This window comes from Flavobacterium sp. HSC-61S13, from assembly GCF_024171535.1.
Lineage (GTDB): Bacteria > Bacteroidota > Bacteroidia > Flavobacteriales > Flavobacteriaceae > Flavobacterium.
The window spans coordinates 206,011-224,626 of the sequence record NZ_JALJZV010000003.1; the positions used below are offsets into that span (position 1 = coordinate 206,011).

An 18,616-nucleotide genomic window follows, 5' to 3' on the forward strand; every position below is an offset into this window, starting at 1 on the left:
AAAGTAAACATTCACAACTCTAAAATTTAGCGGCAAATGCACCGCGGATTTACATTCAATTCATACACTTAAGAAAATGATGTTTTATGAATCCTTTTCGCTTATACACTATATAATCAAGGCATTAAAATACATTTTCTTTATCACGGAGCAAAAATAACTAAAAGAATGATGGGGTTTTGGAAATGAAAATTAGAATATTATTAGAGTTTTAGTTTGACTGATTGCGCGTTAAACAGCTGCGAATGAACTAGTATTCGTATCTTTATAAGTTACGGTTGTCATAACTTGTGATTGATAGCCGACAACCCCATTTTTATAAATCGATAAGTCTTTAAAATCGTTTGCAACTACAGAAATGAGCTGTTTATATATAATATAACTGATATATAAGCGTTTACTAACTTTGGTAAGCTTTAATTTTCAACAACTGATCCCAGTGCGGGGGTCCGTTGAAGATGATAGGTACAAGTAAAACAAATGAATACGAAATGGACAACATCTACCCGGACAAGCATGATTAGATTGAGAGAACTCCGATTATTTTTAGAATACTATAAGCAGATATTTATACTTAATGCACCACTCTCGCTGTTGTTGTTTATTTTTAAATTTCAAGTTATCTCTGTATTGGTCTTTTTTTGTACGCTGGGTTTTGCATTGATACTGCTGTATTTTAAAATTTATAGAAATTTCGATTACTATTACTATCACAATTGCGGTATTACGAAGCGTCAACTGATTGTAGTAGCCTCCTTTTTAAATATAATCATCGCAATAACTCTATATTCCTTTATGTTATGGTACACCAATTAGTTGCTGAGAGTATTGTCAAACATTTCAATCATCAGATGCTGCTATCCGATATTGCTTTGAGCTGCAAAACGGGTGATGTTATCGGACTATTAGGAAGAAATGGATCAGGGAAGACCAGCTTGCTCAACATCATTTATGGCACTCTGGATTGCGAAAACAAATATTTGGCAGTGGATCACATAAAAATCAATCGGCTGTATTCCGTACCAAAGACGATCAATTATTTACCCCAACATCGATTTATACCGCCTTATTTTTCGGTTGCTAAAGCGATTTCACTATTCTTGGACGAGCCGGAACAGCAGCATATTCTAGAAGATGAGATGATACAAGCTATTAAACGTCAAAAAATTCACGAGCTCTCCTTTGGTGACTTAAGGTATTTGGAAATCAATCTGATACTAAATGCTCCTACGAAATTCAGTTTGCTTGATGAACCGTTCCAAGGATTGGCTCCGCTTGTTATTGAGCGCGTAGAAAAAAACATCCTAAAGGCCCGTTGCCATAAAGGCATCATTCTGGTTGATCACCATTATCAGTCGGTTTTGGATTTGTGCAATAAGCTATATGTGCTTCAAAAATGTTGTCTCTATCCGCTAAAAGACCCATCAGAATTACAGCAATACGATTATCTAATCTGATTATATCTCTCGAAGTCCCGCGTGAAGGATGGAAGCGACATCCTTGGGCAACGCGAAGCGCAGCCAAAGATATAGCGGACAGCCTGACCGCTTATAGGGGCTGATTAAGCCCGGAAAGCGGACACGCTATAACATCTAGTCAACTGCTTGTAAAATCGCTTTAAACGCAAAAAACCAGAACTGTAATAGTTCTGGTTTCTTTATTGCGATTATCGAATCGTATTTTAGATTTCAAATCCCATTTCGACACCCAATTTGGTAGCGATGAGTTTGGATACTTTTTCTTTTAAATCCGGTATTTTCACACTAGACAATACTTCATTGGTAAAAGCATACATCAACAAAGCACGAGCTTCTTTCTTAGGAATACCGCGTTGTTGCATATAAAACATCGCATCGTGATCCAATTGTCCAATCGTACATCCGTGAGAACACTTCACATCGTCTGCAAATATCTCTAACTGAGGTTTGGAGTTTACCGTAGCCTTATCCGTCAACAATACGTTGTTGTTTTGTTGGAAAGCATCGGTTTTTTGCGCCAAGCGATCTACATAGATCTTACCGTTGAAAACTCCTTCTGAAGCACCGTCATAAATTCCCTTATAATTTTGGTGGCTTTCACAATTCGGTTGATTATGAGAAACCAAGGTATAATGATCCACATGTTGCTTGTCGCCTATAATGGTAATACCCTTTAAGGTGCTATCAATACGTTCTCCGTCTTGTGAAAAATTCAGGTTGTTACGGGTCAATTTCCCTCCAAAAGAGAAAGTATGTACACTGACTACACTTTCTTGCTTCTGTTTGATAAAGGTATTGTCTATCAAGTTAGCCGTTTGGTTGTCGTTTTGCAATTTGTAATAATCAACGATCGCGCGTTTATGAGCAAAAACTTCCGTAACACTATTGGTCAAAACGGTATTATCGCTTAAACTCTGATGGCGTTCGATGATCTGAACATGAGCGTTTTCGCCTACAATCACCAAGTTACGTGGTTGTGTAAAAAGGGCTTGTTCACTATTAGCTGTTGAAAAGTTAATAATTTCTATAGGCTTGTCAACTACTTTACTTTTCGGAATATTGATATAAGCGCCTTCCAAAGAAAATGCTGTATTCAATGCCGTTAAGCTATCTGTTTTATCGGCAGCCGTATTGAAATAGGTGTCGATAATCATTTTATATTTGGGTTTGTTTAAGGCCGACGACATCAAACAAACATCGATTCCATCATGTGTAGTCGATGACAAATACGAACTAAATACGCCGTTGACGAATACCAATTTGTAGGTATCCACGTCGTTTAGAAAATATTTTTTAACGTCTTTAAAATCGATAGCCGTTTCGCTTTTAGGCAAAACACTAAAATCGTTTTTTAGCAAGGCGTTTAAAGAAGTATATTTCCAAGCCTCGTCCTTTTTAGTCGGGAAGCCTTGGTTTTCAAAGGTTTTTAAAGCGTCTAAACGCAGGTTGTGCAACTCACTGTTGACATCAACTCTTTGTTCAAAAGCGATAAAAGAGGATATTAATTTATCTTTCAATTCCATAATGTGCAGTTCTAAATTAGATTGATAATTGTTTTAAGCAGTCGATCGAATTACTCGATTTCATTCTTAATCCAATCGTAACCTTTTTCTTCTAATTCTAATGCCAATTCTTTTCCTCCTGTTTTTACAATTTTACCATCGTATAAAACGTGAACAAAGTCTGGAACGATATATTCTAACAATCTTTGGTAATGCGTAATCAAGATTACCGCATTGTCTTGGCTTTTTAATTTATTAACTCCACTAGCAACGATACGCAAAGCATCGATATCCAAACCGGAATCCGTTTCATCCAATATCGCCAGCTTCGGTTCTAACATGGCCATTTGGAAAATTTCATTTCTCTTTTTCTCTCCTCCAGAAAAACCTTCGTTTAATGAACGGGAAAGAAATTTACGGTCGATTTCCAACATTTCCGATTTCTCACGAATCTTTTTCAACATCACATTAGCCGGCATTTCTTCCAAACCTTGTGCTTTTCTAGATTCGTTAATAGCCGTTTTCATAAAGTTCGTTACCGATACTCCTGGAATCTCAACCGGATACTGAAACGAAAGGAAAACCCCTTTATGCGCTCTTTCCTCTGGTGCCATTTCCTTGATATCTTCTCCTTCAAGAAGGATCTCTCCTTGAGTAACTTCGAAATTTTCATTTCCAGCAATTACGGAAGATAAGGTACTTTTACCAGCACCATTCGGGCCCATAATCGCGTGAACTTCTCCGGCATTAACTACCAAGTTAATTCCCTTTAATATTTCTTTATCTTCTACGCTAGCGTGTAAATTCTTAATTTGTAACATGCTTTAATTTTGAATTTGAGATTTGAAATTCTAGATGATCATCTGCAATTGCAAAACTCTGTTGTTTTATTATATGTTTTATCTATAAGTTCTCTGTCAATTATCCGACACTTCCCTCTAGGGAAATCTCTAATAATTTTTGTGCTTCTACAGCAAATTCCATCGGAAGTTTGTTTAATACCTCTTTAGAGAATCCATTTACAATCAAGGCAATGGCCTTTTCTGTAGGAATTCCCCTTTGGTTGCAATAGAATACTTGGTCTTCACCGATTTTACTCGTCGTTGCTTCGTGCTCCAATTGTGCAGTACTGTTCTTAACCTCGATATAAGGGAAAGTATGCGCACCACATTGGTCGCCCATCAAAAGCGAATCACATTGAGTAAAGTTACGAGCATTATCTGCACGCGCTCCTATTTGAACCAATCCACGGTAACTGTTTTGAGATTTTCCGGCAGAAATACCTTTCGAAATAATCGTCGAACGAGTGTTTTTACCCAAATGGATCATCTTGGTTCCCGTATCGGCTTGCTGGTAATTATTAGTTACTGCAATCGAATAAAATTCTCCAATTGAATGATCTCCTTTTAATATACATGATGGATATTTCCAGGTTACAGCAGAACCGGTTTCAACCTGTGTCCAAGAGATTTTAGCTCTAGTCTCACACAAACCTCTTTTGGTTACAAAATTATATACCCCACCCTTACCTTCTTTGTTTCCTGGGAACCAGTTTTGAACGGTAGAATATTTTATTTCAGCATCATCCAAAGCAATCAATTCCACCACTGCGGCATGCAGTTGGTTTTCATCTCTTGACGGCGCTGTACATCCTTCTAAATAACTCACATAACTCCCTTCATCGGCTATAACCAAAGTTCTTTCAAACTGTCCGGTTCCGGCCTGATTGATTCGGAAATAAGTCGATAGCTCCATCGGACAACGTACGCCCTTAGGGATATAGCAGAATGATCCATCAGAAAAAACCGCTGAATTTAAAGCTGCATAGAAATTGTCTTTTCGAGGAACTACAGATCCTAAGTATTTCTTTACCAATTCGGAATGCTCGCGAATCGCTTCTGAAATCGAACAGAAGATAATTCCCTTCTCAGCCAAGGTCTTTTTAAAGGTCGTCGCTACCGATACCGAGTCAATCACGATATCTATGGCTACTCCTGCTAAACGTTTTTGTTCTTCCAAAGAAATCCCCAACTTGTTAAACGTGTCCAACAATTCCGGATCAACCTCATCAATACTGTCGTATTTCGGCTTTGTCTTTGGAGCTGAATAATAAGAAATCGCTTGGAAATCAGGTTTTTGGTAATGAACATTAGCCCATTCTGGTTCAATCATTTCTTGCCAAGCACGAAAAGCTTCCAGTCTCCATTCTGTCATCCATTCCGGTTCTTCCTTTTTAAGAGATATCGCACGAACAATCGCTTCGTTTAATCCAATAGGAAAAGTTTCCGATTCGATATCGGTATAAAAACCATATTCGTACTCCTTGGTTTCCAGTTCTTTTTTAAGTTCTTCTTCGGTATATTTGCTCATATTTTTTTTTAAATCTAAAAACCTTAGTTATTCTTAACCCGGTCTTCGTTCAATAAATAAAATTTCTTTTAATAGAGAAAACAGGCTTAAAAACCTGTCTTCGTTTTCTTTTGTCTAAGACGATTACGTTAACGCTGTACTACAGAGAAAAACTCTCGCCGCAACCACAGGTTCTGTTCGCATTGGGGTTGTTGAATTGAAATCCCTTTCCATTCAAGCCGCCCTCAAATTCTAAGGTCGTTCCTACGAGATATAAAAAACTTTTTTTATCCACAGCGATGGTTACACCGTTGTCTACAAAAACTTTATCTTCTTCTCCCGAATTATGGTCAAACTTTAAATCATAGGAAAGTCCGGAACATCCGCCACTTTTTACGCCCACTCGAACATAATCTTTAGTTACGTCAAATCCCTCATCTTCCATTAGTAGCGCCACGCGCTTACTTGCTGTATCTGAAACTTTTATCATAGGTTTATTTGGATTAGTTCTAAAACTATTGCAAAGATATTATAAAAAATGCGGTTTCCTATAAGGAATAACATTTTTATAACGAATGGCATCATAGATAGAATCTATTGCGTTAATCTCATAATAATGAGAAACTTAACCGCTTGATACGGTTTGCATTTACCTACGCAAAAACCATCATTCGGATGTGAAAAACTACAAAAAACACCCTATTTAACAAGCATAATACACAAACATGACGGTTATCATGTTTTTTTAATTTAATTCGTTATTTATCCTTTAGCCGTTTGGCAGGTCAAGAGCGGCGAATCCCTAATGCTGAGTCACGAATAAAATTGTAGTATTCACCAAAATTGATTAATTTGCCACTGACAAAAATAAAGACAATCATGAAGTTATATGCTATAGAAAGCGGGAATTTTAAATTGGACGGAGGCGCGATGTTTGGCGTAGTACCCAAAACCATCTGGAACCGTACCAATCCCGCTGATTCCAACAATTTAATTGATATTGCAGCTCGTTTACTATTGATAGAAGAAGGAAACCGTTTGATTTTAATCGACACCGGTATGGGCAACAAACAATCGGATAAGTTTTTCGGATATTATTCGCTTTGGGGCGATCATTCTATCGATAAATCATTGGCGCAGCACGGTTTTCACCGCGATGATATCACCGATGTATTTATGACGCATCTGCACTTTGACCACTCTGGAGGGGCCATCAATTGGAATGCGGATCGTACGGGTTATGTTACGGCTTTTAAAAATGCCAAATACTGGTCCAACGACAAACATTGGGACTGGGCTGTTAATCCAAACGACCGAGAAAAAGCCTCTTTCCTCAAAGAAAACTTATTACCGATACAAGAGAGTGGGCAGTTGGATTTTATCACAAGACCTGAAGGCGATCTGCTTGATAAGTCGGAATTGGATTTTGGAATCTTTTTTGCCGATGGACACACTGAAAAGCAAATGATTCCGTTGATCGACTATCAAGGAAAAAAAATAGCTTATGTAGCAGATTTACTTCCTACAGCCGGTCATATCCCCTTGCCTTATGTGATGGGTTATGACACCAGACCGCTACTAACATTAAAAGAAAAGGAAAAATTCTTAAAAACCGCAGCAGATGAAAATTACTACCTGCTATTAGGTCACGATGCACACAACCAAATCATCACGGTACAAAACACCGACAAAGGCGTTCGCCTCAACGAGGTTTTGCGTTGTGAAGATATTTTTTAAAATTTTAAGGCGGTTAAACATCTGTATCTTATGTAAAGGCTTTAAATAACGTCTTTTTCAAGCGATGTTTCTAACTTATTATCTATCACACAATAAAGGCGCTCCAAAAATTCCGGAGCGCCCTATTTTTATGGGTCATTAAACTCTACCCTTCAATAATGCGTGATATTTAAGACAATCTTTAAAAATAAAAACGCTTAATACACACTAATGATTGACATCAGTAAAATTATTGTTTGGAGCGTTAAAAAGAATCAAAAAAACCTCAAAACAGGTCACTTAAAAACAATCAAAAAAACTGACTGATTCCAATAATTGCTTTACTTTACGAATTAACGTTTGATAAACGGAAATATACTTATACTGTTCTGAAAGTTTGAACCATATACAGAAAAAACACCTGCTTCGTACCATCCATTACCTGAGCCATTCCATCCCCAATTATTACCCAAGTAGTTATAATGATCGTACCAAATGTAAAAACTTCCACTCACCAAGTTTCCGGTAATTGCATCTCTATATTCAACTATCTCCTTAACTTCACGAGTAAACAATCTATAGCCATCTACAACCCAAGCATGTCCTACACTAGCAGTATTATTGGTTTTAGCAGTAAATCCTTCTATCAATACAGGCTGTCTAAGCTTTAAAGATTGAAGTGTTCTATTAAATGAATAACCTTCTTTATGCCCACCAGAATAATAACATTTGTTTCGTAAGAAAGCCGTAGCAAGATGTGTTTTGGCTCCACTTGCGTTACAACCATAATTCATTTGAGAATAAAATCCGATGCGTTCCATTAATTCAGCAACTTGTGTTTTATAGATATTTGGAGTAGTATAAGCGGTTAAATCCCCATAAGTTATAAATTCATCCCAGTTAAAATAATAACCATCTAAATGATAGGGATATTTCCAATATGCCATAATCTGCCCCGTAGCCGTAGCTACACAGCCTGCTGGGGCATTAGAACAGCCATTTTTATATCTTACTAAGGAATTAAAAGGATATCCCTGACCCCACTCCACAGGAATCAATGGTTCCACATTTTCTGTCATATACCAAGGTCCAATTTCTGTTCTACGCACAGTAATAGTATATGACTTCGCAAATCCAGCGGCTTTATAGTCCGTAGTTGCGCTTCCACTCTTACCATTTTTATCGAATTGCTTCTCCAATTTTCTCGTTATAACTTCAGCTAACGAATCTCTGTTTTTTTGAGCAAAACCAATATCTGTAGCAATCTTATTCTCGGCCGTTTCGAGAAAAAGTAACAAACCGGGATTATCGGTTTTTCCATCATAATAACCTTTCTCTACAAAATTCATAATAGGATTAGAGACTCTATTATCTGCTGCAAAAATTACATATCCCAACTCATCCGAAAAATTAAATACATAAGCTAAAGTATCTGGAAGAGTTGTTTTTGAATAATTCTTTTTTATCTCATCATTTAAAAGCATTACTTCCAAGGATTTAATAGTCCGTTGATTCGTTTTACCTCCACTTTTAATTTCTGTGTTGACAAAATTTTCTACTTCATTTTGTGCCTCTTTCACACTAATATGATGCTTTTTGTTAAACACCTGGCCCAAAACACTGATTTCATATTCTGTTAAATCAGTTTCTACGCTTAACTCTTTATTTAAGTTCGTTGTGGATTCATCAGAACTACAACTTGCCATCGTAGCGAGTAAGATCGATAAGATACCCACTAGTTTCAATTGCTGAAAATAAGGCCAACTCGATCGTTTTTGCTTGTTTGTTTTAAATAACTGAATCATAATTTTTTCATTTAAAATGTTAATAACATAATTATAAATAGATAATTCTTTTTATAAACATATAAAATAAAATCTTAACATTAATACTAATTATGTTAACTTTATTAATCATAAAAAGTTAAAAAAAGAAATTGAAATAATTTAAAATGTATAATTAACATACTTTATAATATTAAAACAAGAACTTATAAATAAGTTTAAGAGATTTCGACACGAAACAAGCTAAAAGCTAAAAATCATTAAAAACGCTAAATTTCAAAGGTTTACAAAAATTCGTAGTGTTTTTCTTTCAGATGAAAATATAGTTTGCGTAATTTGTACGACGAGGACAACGCAATAAGTCTTTTGCACTTTTCTAAAGGCGGTTTGAGTTAAAAGAATTGTTATTTAATCGTAAATCACTAAATTCGACCTTGGAAATAAATTATAACCTATTAAAAAATACCAGATGCGTTTATTAAAACCGGTTTATTTATCTGCAACTTTAGCCCTAGTGCTAGCGAGTTGTGGAGGAACAAAATTCGCTAATTACACCCCTATCAGTGGCGTTGATCATTTACCAAAAAGAACAACTGCATTAACAGATGAGCAATTAAAGAGATGGAGTCATTTAGATTTAGTTCGTGATACCGTACCAGGAATGTCTGTTGACCGTGCTTATAACGAATTACTAAAAGGTAAAAAAGCAACTAAGGTGGTTGTTGGAGTCATTGATTCGGGAGTAGAAATCGAACACGACGATTTAAAAAAGGCTATTTGGACCAATCCAAAGGAAAAAGCTGCAAACGGTATTGATGACGATAATAACGGTTATATAGACGATATTCACGGATGGAACTTTTTAGGTAAAGCGGTTCATGAAAACCTAGAGTATACCCGTATTGTAAAAATGGGAGATAACGGTACAGCACAATATAAAAAAGCCGTTGCCAAACACCGTGAAGAATTAGCAGAAGCAGCGGAGAGCAAAACTCGTGTTGATATTCTAGTCAATGCCAACAAAACTTTGTTGGACTATTTTAAAGCCGATACTTATACGGTTAAGGATCTAGAAACAATTACGGCTACTGCAGATTCTAAGGTTGTTAATGCAAAAAATATCATGTTTGGTATCATGAGCAGAGGTAATGATCTATCCATCTTAGATAAATATAAAAAACAAGTGGACAGCAAGTTAAAATACCAATTGAATTTGGAATTTGACGGAAGAGCCTTAACTGGAGACAATCCAGATGACATACAAGACGTTAATTATGGAGACAATAACGTATTGGGACCAGACCGCGATGAAGCGATGCACGGTACTCACGTATCGGGTATTATTGCACAACAACGTCATAACAATTTAGGTGGAGACGGTGTGGCCTCTGATGTGGTTGAAATCATGGCTGTTCGCGCTGTGCCAGACGGAGATGAATATGATAAGGATATCGCCTTAGCTATCCGATATGCGGTAGACAACGGTGCTAAAGTGATCAACGGTAGTTTTGGTAAATACTTTGAAACCCATTCTCAATGGGTTCGTGATGCCATCATCTATGCAGCTGAAAAAGATGTTTTAATCGTAGTAGCAGCAGGAAATGACGCCTTAGATTTAAACAAAGATGGCGGTGTGGATCGTTTTCCAAACGACAATCAAAAAATGGGTGCTGAAATCTCCGATAACTTCCTAGTTGTAGGTGCTTTAAACCCGGAATTTAGCGAAAAATTAATCGCTCCATTCTCGAATTACGGTCATTATGACGTCGATGTATTTGCTCCTGGAGTTAAGATCTACGCGACCATCCCAAACAATTCTTACGACTTCCTACAAGGAACTTCCATGGCTTCACCAAATGTGGCTGGTGTAGCGGCTTTGGTACGTGCATACTATCCTAAGTTAAGTGCCGGTCAAGTGAAAAAGATCTTGATGGATTCTGGAATTGCTATTGACAAAGAAGTTATTTTAGGAGGAAATTCGGCTGATGTAAGAAACTTTAAAGCCATTTCTACCTCAGGTAAAATTGTTAACGCCTACAATGCCATTCTATTAGCCGATAAAGTATCCAAAGGCAAAAAATAGAAAAGCTTAAATTTTATAACCTACAAGTTCACTAGTTTCTCCTAATTATATCAATTATACCGGAAAGCTAGTGGACTTGTTCTTTTACGATCAGATTATGAAAAAGATATTACTTTCGATCACCGTTTCTTTTGCTTTTTTTGGGGCACAAGCTCAAAAAAACCCTAATCCTGGATATTGGCAACAACATGTTGATTACAAAATGGAAGTGTCCATGGATGTTAAAAAATCGCAATATCAAGGTGTACAGAAACTCACTTATACCAATCATTCACCCGATACGTTGAAACGCGTATTCTTTCATTTGTTTTACAATGCCTTTCAACCGGGAAGTGATATGGATGAACGCTTAAAGTCGATTGCCGATCCAGACAAGCGCATGGTAAATACCCTTGACAAAGCAGGTAAAAAGACTTATGAGAGTAAAATCAGCTTATTAAAACCGGATGAGATCGGTTATTTAAAAGTTAAGAATTTAAAACAAGATGGTGTTGATCTAAAAAGCAACCTGGTGGGAACCGTGCTGGAAGTTTCGTTAAGTCAACCGTTACTTCCTGGTGCTTCGACAGTCTTTACAATGAATTTTGACGGGCAAGCTCCTGTTATGATTCGCCGCGCTGGACGAAAATCTGCAGAAGGAGTCGCGTTATCTATGGCTCAATGGTATCCCAAAATGGCTGAGTATGATTTTGAAGGTTGGCATGTGGAACAATATCTAGGAAGAGAATTCCATAGTGTTTGGGGAGACTTTGATGTCAAACTGACTATCGATAAGGACTATACAGTTGGCGCAACTGGAAATTTACAAAACAACAATGAAATCGGTCACGGCTATCAAGACGAGGATACCGTAGTCAACCATCCTAAAAAAACCAAGAACTTAACCTGGCACTTTAACGCCAAAAATGTCTTGGATTTCACTTGGGCTGCGGACGACAATTATATACATGATAAATATCCTGGTCCAAACGGTTTAACGCTACACTTTTTATACAAAAACAATCCTAAAATCATCGACAACTGGAAGTTGTTACAACCGCGTACTGCGGCCTTGTTTGAGTTTTTCAACCGCACCGTCGGATCTTATCCATACGATCAGTATTCTGTGATTCAGGGTGGTGATGGAGGAATGGAATATTCGATGTGTACGTTAATTACTGGAGAACGTGATATGGCGAGTTTGGTGGGAGTTACCGCTCACGAAATGGCTCACAGCTGGTTTCAACACGCCCTAGCTACCAATGAAACCAAACACGAATGGATGGATGAGGGCTTTACTTCCTTTATTTCGGATTTGGCGGTATTATCTATAATGGACACTACCGATCAAGAAGATGCTAACCCATTTGGCAGCTCTTACAAAAATTATTATTATTTGGTTAATAAGGGAATCGAACAACCCTTAACCACGCATGCTGATCGTTATGATCTCAACAGCGCTTACAGTATTTCTGCTTATGTAAAAGGTTCGGTATTTTTGACGCAGTTATCCTATATCATCGGTATGGAAAATACCATGAAAACCTTAAAACAGTATTACAAAGACTACAAATTCACGCATCCGACACCGAATGATTTTAAACGAACTGCTGAACGAGTAAGCGGAGCGATTTTGGACTGGTATATGATCGATTGGACACAAACTACAAATACGATCGATTACGGTATTCAGTTTGTTGAAGATGCAGGCACCAATAAAACCAAGGTAACCCTACAACGCATTGGCAGAATACCAATGCCTTTAGACATCTTGGTGGAATACGAAGACGAATCCATGGAGAGTTTTTATATCCCAAATACTTCGATGCATTGGATCAAACCCAATCCGTATCCCGAAATCAAACGTACGGTACTGACTGGTTGGGGCTGGGGTAAACCAAACTACAGTTTTACGATTGATCAACCGAGAAAAAAGATTAAAACCATCATCATTGACCCAAGTCAATTCATGGCCGATATCGATCAAAAAAACAACGTTTATAAGAAATAAACGCTTTAAAAGTCCCCTCCAAAAGGGGGCTTTTTTTATTTCGATATTGTATGCAAGCTTTTTTTACCTTTGTAGCGTAGAAGAAACCCAATCCATGAAATTGAATTACCCGAAAAAAGAGAGATTAAAAAGCCATATTACCATTGCATCCCTGTTTACAGAAGGAAAATCTGTAAGCAAATATCCGTTGCGTTTGGTCTATGTGCCCATGGATGCTTCTGAACAAAGTGAGAAAATCAAGATGGGTGTTTCGGTATCCAAGAAAAACTTTAAGAAGGCAGTAGACCGCAATTACTTTAAAAGGGTATTACGGGAAACCTATCGCTTAAATCAAGACCTGCTTTTAAGCCATTTAGACCGACCGTATGCTATTATGTTTTTCTATCAAACCAAAGATCGGTTGTCATTCGAGGAAATAAATGAAAAAACGATTCAATTATTTCATAAATTTATAATAGCTATTGCCAATGATTCCAAAGAATCTTAAATCCATTACGTATATGCGCTATTTTTTATTATCACTTGCGTTACTGATATTACCTATGGGCTGTGGTCAAGAAAGCACGGCTGTGGAGTATGCAGCAGAAGCTGCTGGTGGTATGTCATCGAGTGACCTAACCTTAGATGAAGCTGCTGTTGAAAAACCCAGTTCCGAGGATACCGTCGAAACCGAATCCAAAATTATCAAAACCGGAACTATTCGTTATGAAGTTAAGGATCTCAATACCTCTTTTGAACGCTTAAGTCAACAGATTAAATCTAACGGAGGATATATTCAAAACGACAATTCGGGCAATCAATACAATACTACTTATCGCTACCTTACCATACGTGTTCCAAGTAAAAACTTCGATAAATTACTCGCACAGATCAGTCAGGATGTCGCTTACTTTGACAACAAAACCATCACCGCTACAGATGTTACAGAAGAGTTTATCGATATCGAAGCGCGTTTGTTAAACAAAAAAAAGTTAGAAAACAGGTATTTAGAGCTGTTGGGTAAAACCCAGCAAATTTCTGAGATCCTCGAAATAGAAAAATCCTTGTCCACTATACGCGAGGAAATCGAATCGGTGCAAGGCCGATTGAATTATTTAAAAAATCAAGTGTCTTTTAGTACGCTTACCATAGAAATTTATCATACCGCTGCGACGGGTTCTGGAATCACAGAATCGTATTTATCCAAAATGGGTCACGCTGTCGTTTCTGGTTTTAACTCCCTCTCTGGGTTTATCCTGGGCTTATTAACCCTATGGCCTTATTTGATTATCACTGCCCTATTGTTTGTATTGATTCGTAAAAGAATCTGGAAAAGAAGGCAAAAATCACAAATAGATAAAGAACAATAACTCAATTATAATTTTAAATACTGCATCTTGAGCACACTATCCAAAACCTCGCCCAATTCCATTAATAAAGTTTCCGTGGGAACGCTTTTAGTTACCCTAGGAATTATTTTTGGCGACATCGGGACTTCGCCCTTATATGTGATGAAAGCCATCATGGGCAAAGAAGTAATTCAAGAAGCTATCGTTCTAGGGGCTATTTCCTGTGTTTTTTGGACACTGACCCTACAAACTACTTTTAAGTATGTCTTTCTAACTCTAAAAGCAGATAACAAGGGTGAAGGTGGGATTTTCTCTTTGTATACTCTGGTAAAAAGGCTGCATAAAAGGTGGCTGATTGTTCCCGCCATCATCGGTGGTAGTGCTCTATTAGCGGACGGTATTATTACCCCACCTATTTCGATTTCTTCTGCCTTGGAAGGGATTAAGATTTACCAACCGGATCTGCAAACCATACCCTTGGTTTTAGGAATTTTGTTCGGTTTGTTTTTTATTCAACAATTTGGAACTAAATTCATCGGAAAGTTCTTTGGTCCGATGATGTTAATCTGGTTTGTAATGCTGGGTATCTTAGGTGTTAGCCAAATGATGGGTAGTTTCTATGTCCTCAAAGCTTTAAACCCTTACTATGCCTTTCATTTATTGTCGATACATTCCGACGGATATTACGTCTTAGGATTTGTATTTTTATGTACTACGGGTGCTGAAGCGCTTTATAGTGACTTGGGACATTGTGGTATTAAGAATATCCGAATCAGCTGGGCTTTTGTAAAAATTATGTTGGTATTAAACTATTTTGGACAAGGAGCTTATCTAATTGAACATTCCGGTAAAACCTTAAGTTTTTTATCAGCCAACCCGGACAATCCAGGAAATCCGTTCTACTTGATTATGCCTGAATGGTTTTTACCCATCGGAATTACCATTGCTACTATAGCTGCGGTTATCGCTTCTCAAGCCTTAATCAGTGGTTCGTTTACGTTAATCAATGAAGCGATGCGCTTAAATTTTTGGCCTAAAGTTCGCGTCAAGTTTCCGACCGATATCAAGGGGCAATTGTATATCCCTTCTATAAACTGGTTGTTGTTTTTCGGATGTTGTTTTGTAGTATTACACTTCAAAGAATCCGGAAATATGGAGGCTGCGTATGGACTTGCCATAGTGATGTGTATGATTATGACCACCATCCTTTTAGGGTATTATATGGTACTAAAGCGTTATAACCCCATCTTTATCGTATTAATTTTATTGGTTTATTTGAGTATTGAAATTTCATTCTTTATTGCCAACATACAAAAATTCTCTCATGGAGGTTACGTTTCTGTAGGTATTGCAGGTATACTAGCGTTGACCATGACCATTTGCTTTTTGGGTAAACGCATCCGAAAAAATTACACGGAATTCACCAGTATTGACAAATATAAAACCGTCTTATCCGAAATCAGTAAGGATCCGACCATCCCGAAATATGCGACGAATTTAATTTACTTAACCAATGCCCAAAATTCCGAAGAGGTCGAGGAAAAAATCATGTATTCGATTTTACAGAAAAGGCCTAAGCGCGCGGATAATTATTGGTTGTTGCACGTCAATGTAACCGATGAACCTTATCAAATGGAGTACCGCGTCAAGGAACTCCTACACGACAACCTGATTCGAATCGATTTCTATTTGGGCTTTCGAATCGCTCCGAAGATTAATTTGATGTTTAGAAAAGTGGTCAAAGACATGATGGAATCGGGTGAAGTTGACCTATCCAGCCGATATGCCTCACTGAATAGAAATAATATCTTGGGTGATTTTAAATTTGTTTTAATTGAAAAATTAGTGTCTTATGACAATGATTTGCCCGTAAATGAAAGAATTATCTTAGATTTATACGATTTAATTAAAAAAATCAGCTTATCAGAAGAAAAAGCTTTTGGTTTAGATAGCAGTTCGGTGAAAATTGAATATTATCCGATGATCATCCGTCCAACACCTGATATTCCGCTGATTCGCAGAAAATAGAAACGGATGAGGTATTACAGTTGTGTTTGTTTATTTATCGCTTATTTGCTGAGTTTTAGCGCTACAGCACAAGAGGAAAACATCCATTCCGTTTATTTTGATTTTGATCAATATCAGATTAAAAACAAAGAACAGCAACTGCTCTTAGCATTTATCAAAGATCTCGATACTGTCGCTATAGAAACCATCGAGATCTTTGGATATTGTGACGACAGAGGCAAAGACGATTACAATTTTAAGCTTTCGGAGAAAAGGGCTTATGCGATCCAAAAAGTTATCTTGGATCAAGGAATTCGAAACAAGGTCGTAGTCACTATAGAAGGCAAAGGCCGAGTGATGATTGACCAAGATTTCTCTAAGGATTTGACTAAACTACGTCAGAAAAACAGACGTGTGGACTTGCTGCTGAATTTCAAGCAAATTCCGTTTGAAAAACAACCGGGTATCTACACCGAATTTAAGGATAGCTTGGTCGAAGGGGATCGGATTATTTTACAAAATGTGTACTTCGAACAGGGACATAGCAAATTGACCCCTAAAGCCAAAAAGGAATTGCGCGAGATCGCTAAAAAGATGAAAGCACAAAAAGATTTTAATTTTGAAATTCACGGACATATTTGCTGTACGCCGAAACGGTATAAGGAAACCTTTGACAAGAGTACTCATAAACGCGAATTGTCGTCAAATCGAGCTAAAAACGTCTATTTGTTTCTCATACAACTCAAAGTGCCTAAAGACCGCTTAAAACACTTTGGCTGTGGCAATGAATATCCCCTGAATTTGACTCCTGATTTAGATCGAAGAGTTGAAGTTCTTATCACGAAATAAGCATCCGATTCGATTTTCGACTCACGACTCACGAATTACGACTCACGAATTACGACTCACGAATTACGACTCACGAATTACGACTCACGAATTACACAACGCATATGAATATGCGGAATGTCATCTTCCAAATACATTTCCGAAGTTTTTACAAAACCGTGTTTTTCATAAAAGGACTTAAGGTATTCCTGTGCAGAAATGTCGATTGTCCTAGTTTGGTATTCCGTTTCTATATGTTCCAAGCACTGCTTGATCAATTGGTGTCCCAATCCATAACTTCTAAATTTAGGACTGACGATCACCCTGCCAATCGAAGCGGCGTTATCAAAATAAACTCCTTCTTTAAAAATTCGAGCATAGGCGGCTAAATCATCCCCGTTCCAAATCATCACGTGTTCCGCGTCGAAGTCTTTGCTGTCAATATCCATATAGGCACAGTTTTGCTCAACGATAAACACCTCACACCTCAGTTGCAGCAATTGATAAACCTCCATCGGAGTTAGTGCGTTAAAAGGCTTTATTTCGATTCTAAAATCTTTATTCATGAAATTTGATGGTTTTGATTATCGCTTCAAGCTCAAAAAGCAGGTCGCGTTTGGAATTGGAAGGATAATAGGTAAAGCCTTCTACAAAGAGATACCTGTTGTAATATTCGTCTTTAAATACGTAACAAATATACGGTCCGTTCATAAAGTTATTGATCATGTCCCAAGTTCCGCGCAACTCTTTGACTTCCATTTGGTCGAGTACAATCTTTTTTATAAAGGGTGAATAACCTTCGTCGGTTTTCATAAAAGAATTGGGAACGGTACCGTGGATATAAGTTTTACCGATGGAATCTTTGACTTGAATGATGTTGCTTATCTTGTCGTTTTTATTGTCAATTCTCGATATCGGTACCTCATAAAACAACAGATTACTATTGCCGGAAGCTACCTCTTTTTTAAGCCAAATAAAATCGTCCTCTTCAAATACGTATTTATAATCCGAAGGTATCATCATTTTGACTCCAAAAAGATCGGTAATGCGTTCCATATTTATTTTAGATCCCCTACTGATGGCGTGTTGCATTTCATTGAGTTCTAATTTTTTTATGGTCGACACTATCGAATCCACATTAAATCGAAACTCGTCGATTAACTCTGAAGCTGATGGGGCATTGATGGTAAAGATATTTTGCGGTGTCGCATATTTACTGCGCTCTAAAGTAAAGAGGCAATTGGACTTGTCAGAGAAAACGATAATATTACGAGAAAGTCTGTTTTTATCGACAAATATTCGTGGAGAGAATTGCACTATACTGAACTGCGGTTCTTCTTGTGGCAACCCATCTAGCGGTGCTGCCAAATACTTTCGAATACTATCTCCCGAACTTCCGATCCATAGCGAATCGTTCATAATTAAAGTCAAGTGATTGTATTTTCCAACGGAATCGGGTAATCTCCCAGGATGTTTAATTCGATCTTCCTTACAGGCCAAAACCAATAGAGCAAGACAGACAATCAGAATTTTTTTCACTTGACTTTAATG

Annotated in this window: 15 protein-coding genes; 8 read left to right on the plus strand and 7 right to left on the minus strand. The window is 37.4% G+C overall.

Annotated elements, in window-relative coordinates; genetic code table 11:
* Positions 1-800: 800 nt before the first annotated feature.
* A complete protein-coding gene (locus tag L1275_RS04385; protein WP_253470219.1) occupies positions 801-1,457 on the plus strand; it encodes an ATP-binding cassette domain-containing protein in 657 nt (218 codons plus the stop codon).
* Between the two features lie 224 nt (positions 1,458-1,681).
* Here L1275_RS04385 and sufD read toward each other — a convergent pair whose 3' ends face one another.
* The 4 genes from sufD to L1275_RS04405 form a co-directional block, all read right to left on the minus strand.
* Positions 1,682-3,001 (minus strand): Fe-S cluster assembly protein SufD, encoded by a 1,320-nt coding sequence (gene sufD, locus L1275_RS04390; RefSeq protein WP_253470221.1) that lies wholly within the window; start codon positions 2,999-3,001, stop codon positions 1,682-1,684.
* Positions 3,002-3,051: 50 nt separating this feature from the next.
* Complete coding sequence (sufC, locus tag L1275_RS04395; RefSeq protein ID WP_253470223.1) at positions 3,052-3,801, minus strand: Fe-S cluster assembly ATPase SufC; 750 nt, start codon at positions 3,799-3,801, stop codon at positions 3,052-3,054.
* Between the two features lie 100 nt (positions 3,802-3,901).
* Positions 3,902-5,350 carry a Fe-S cluster assembly protein SufB gene (sufB, locus tag L1275_RS04400; protein ID WP_253470225.1) on the minus strand — a complete coding sequence of 483 codons (1,449 nt, stop codon included), beginning with the start codon at positions 5,348-5,350 and terminating at the stop codon, positions 3,902-3,904.
* Between the two features lie 139 nt (positions 5,351-5,489).
* The gene (locus L1275_RS04405) at positions 5,490-5,819 is read right to left on the minus strand and encodes an iron-sulfur cluster assembly accessory protein (RefSeq protein WP_253470227.1); all 330 of its coding nucleotides are present in this window, start codon (positions 5,817-5,819) and stop codon (positions 5,490-5,492) included.
* 389 nt (positions 5,820-6,208) lie between these two features.
* Between L1275_RS04405 and L1275_RS04410 the strand changes: the two genes are divergently transcribed.
* Positions 6,209-7,066, plus strand: a complete 858-nt coding sequence (locus L1275_RS04410) for an MBL fold metallo-hydrolase (RefSeq protein WP_253470229.1) — start codon at positions 6,209-6,211, stop codon at positions 7,064-7,066.
* Positions 7,067-7,398: 332 nt separating this feature from the next.
* On the opposite strand, the gene L1275_RS04415 is transcribed toward L1275_RS04410, so the two are convergent.
* A complete protein-coding gene (locus L1275_RS04415; RefSeq protein ID WP_253470231.1) occupies positions 7,399-8,850 on the minus strand; it encodes a C10 family peptidase in 1,452 nt (483 codons plus the stop codon).
* 448 nt (positions 8,851-9,298) lie between these two features.
* Between L1275_RS04415 and L1275_RS04420 the strand changes: the two genes are divergently transcribed.
* From L1275_RS04420 to L1275_RS04445, 6 genes are all read left to right on the plus strand, one after another.
* Complete coding sequence (locus tag L1275_RS04420) at positions 9,299-10,912, plus strand: S8 family peptidase (RefSeq protein ID WP_253470233.1); 1,614 nt, start codon at positions 9,299-9,301, stop codon at positions 10,910-10,912.
* 97 nt (positions 10,913-11,009) lie between these two features.
* Positions 11,010-12,902 (plus strand): M1 family metallopeptidase, encoded by a 1,893-nt coding sequence (locus L1275_RS04425; RefSeq protein WP_253470235.1) that lies wholly within the window; start codon positions 11,010-11,012, stop codon positions 12,900-12,902.
* Positions 12,903-12,996: 94 nt separating this feature from the next.
* Positions 12,997-13,389: a ribonuclease P protein component gene (gene rnpA / locus L1275_RS04430; RefSeq protein WP_253470237.1), complete on the plus strand. Its 393-nt coding sequence runs from the start codon at positions 12,997-12,999 to the stop codon at positions 13,387-13,389.
* Positions 13,370-14,251 carry a DUF4349 domain-containing protein gene (locus L1275_RS04435; RefSeq protein WP_253470239.1) on the plus strand — a complete coding sequence of 294 codons (882 nt, stop codon included), beginning with the start codon at positions 13,370-13,372 and terminating at the stop codon, positions 14,249-14,251. Before rnpA ends, L1275_RS04435 begins: the two co-directional genes overlap by 20 nt.
* Before the next feature lie 27 nt (positions 14,252-14,278).
* Positions 14,279-16,258 (plus strand): KUP/HAK/KT family potassium transporter, encoded by a 1,980-nt coding sequence (locus L1275_RS04440; RefSeq protein WP_253470241.1) that lies wholly within the window; start codon positions 14,279-14,281, stop codon positions 16,256-16,258.
* 6 nt (positions 16,259-16,264) lie between these two features.
* Positions 16,265-17,086, plus strand: coding sequence for an OmpA family protein (locus L1275_RS04445; protein WP_253470243.1), 822 nt, complete (start codon positions 16,265-16,267; stop codon positions 17,084-17,086).
* A gap of 77 nt (positions 17,087-17,163) precedes the next feature.
* On the opposite strand, the gene L1275_RS04450 is transcribed toward L1275_RS04445, so the two are convergent.
* Together L1275_RS04450 and L1275_RS04455 are read right to left on the minus strand one after the other, a co-directional pair.
* Positions 17,164-17,631, minus strand: a complete 468-nt coding sequence (locus L1275_RS04450; RefSeq protein WP_253470245.1) for a GNAT family N-acetyltransferase — start codon at positions 17,629-17,631, stop codon at positions 17,164-17,166.
* Positions 17,624-18,604, minus strand: a complete 981-nt coding sequence (locus tag L1275_RS04455; protein ID WP_253470247.1) for a DUF4837 family protein — start codon at positions 18,602-18,604, stop codon at positions 17,624-17,626. The genes L1275_RS04450 and L1275_RS04455 overlap by 8 nt, the downstream gene beginning before the upstream one ends.
* Positions 18,605-18,616: the final 12 nt, after the last annotated feature.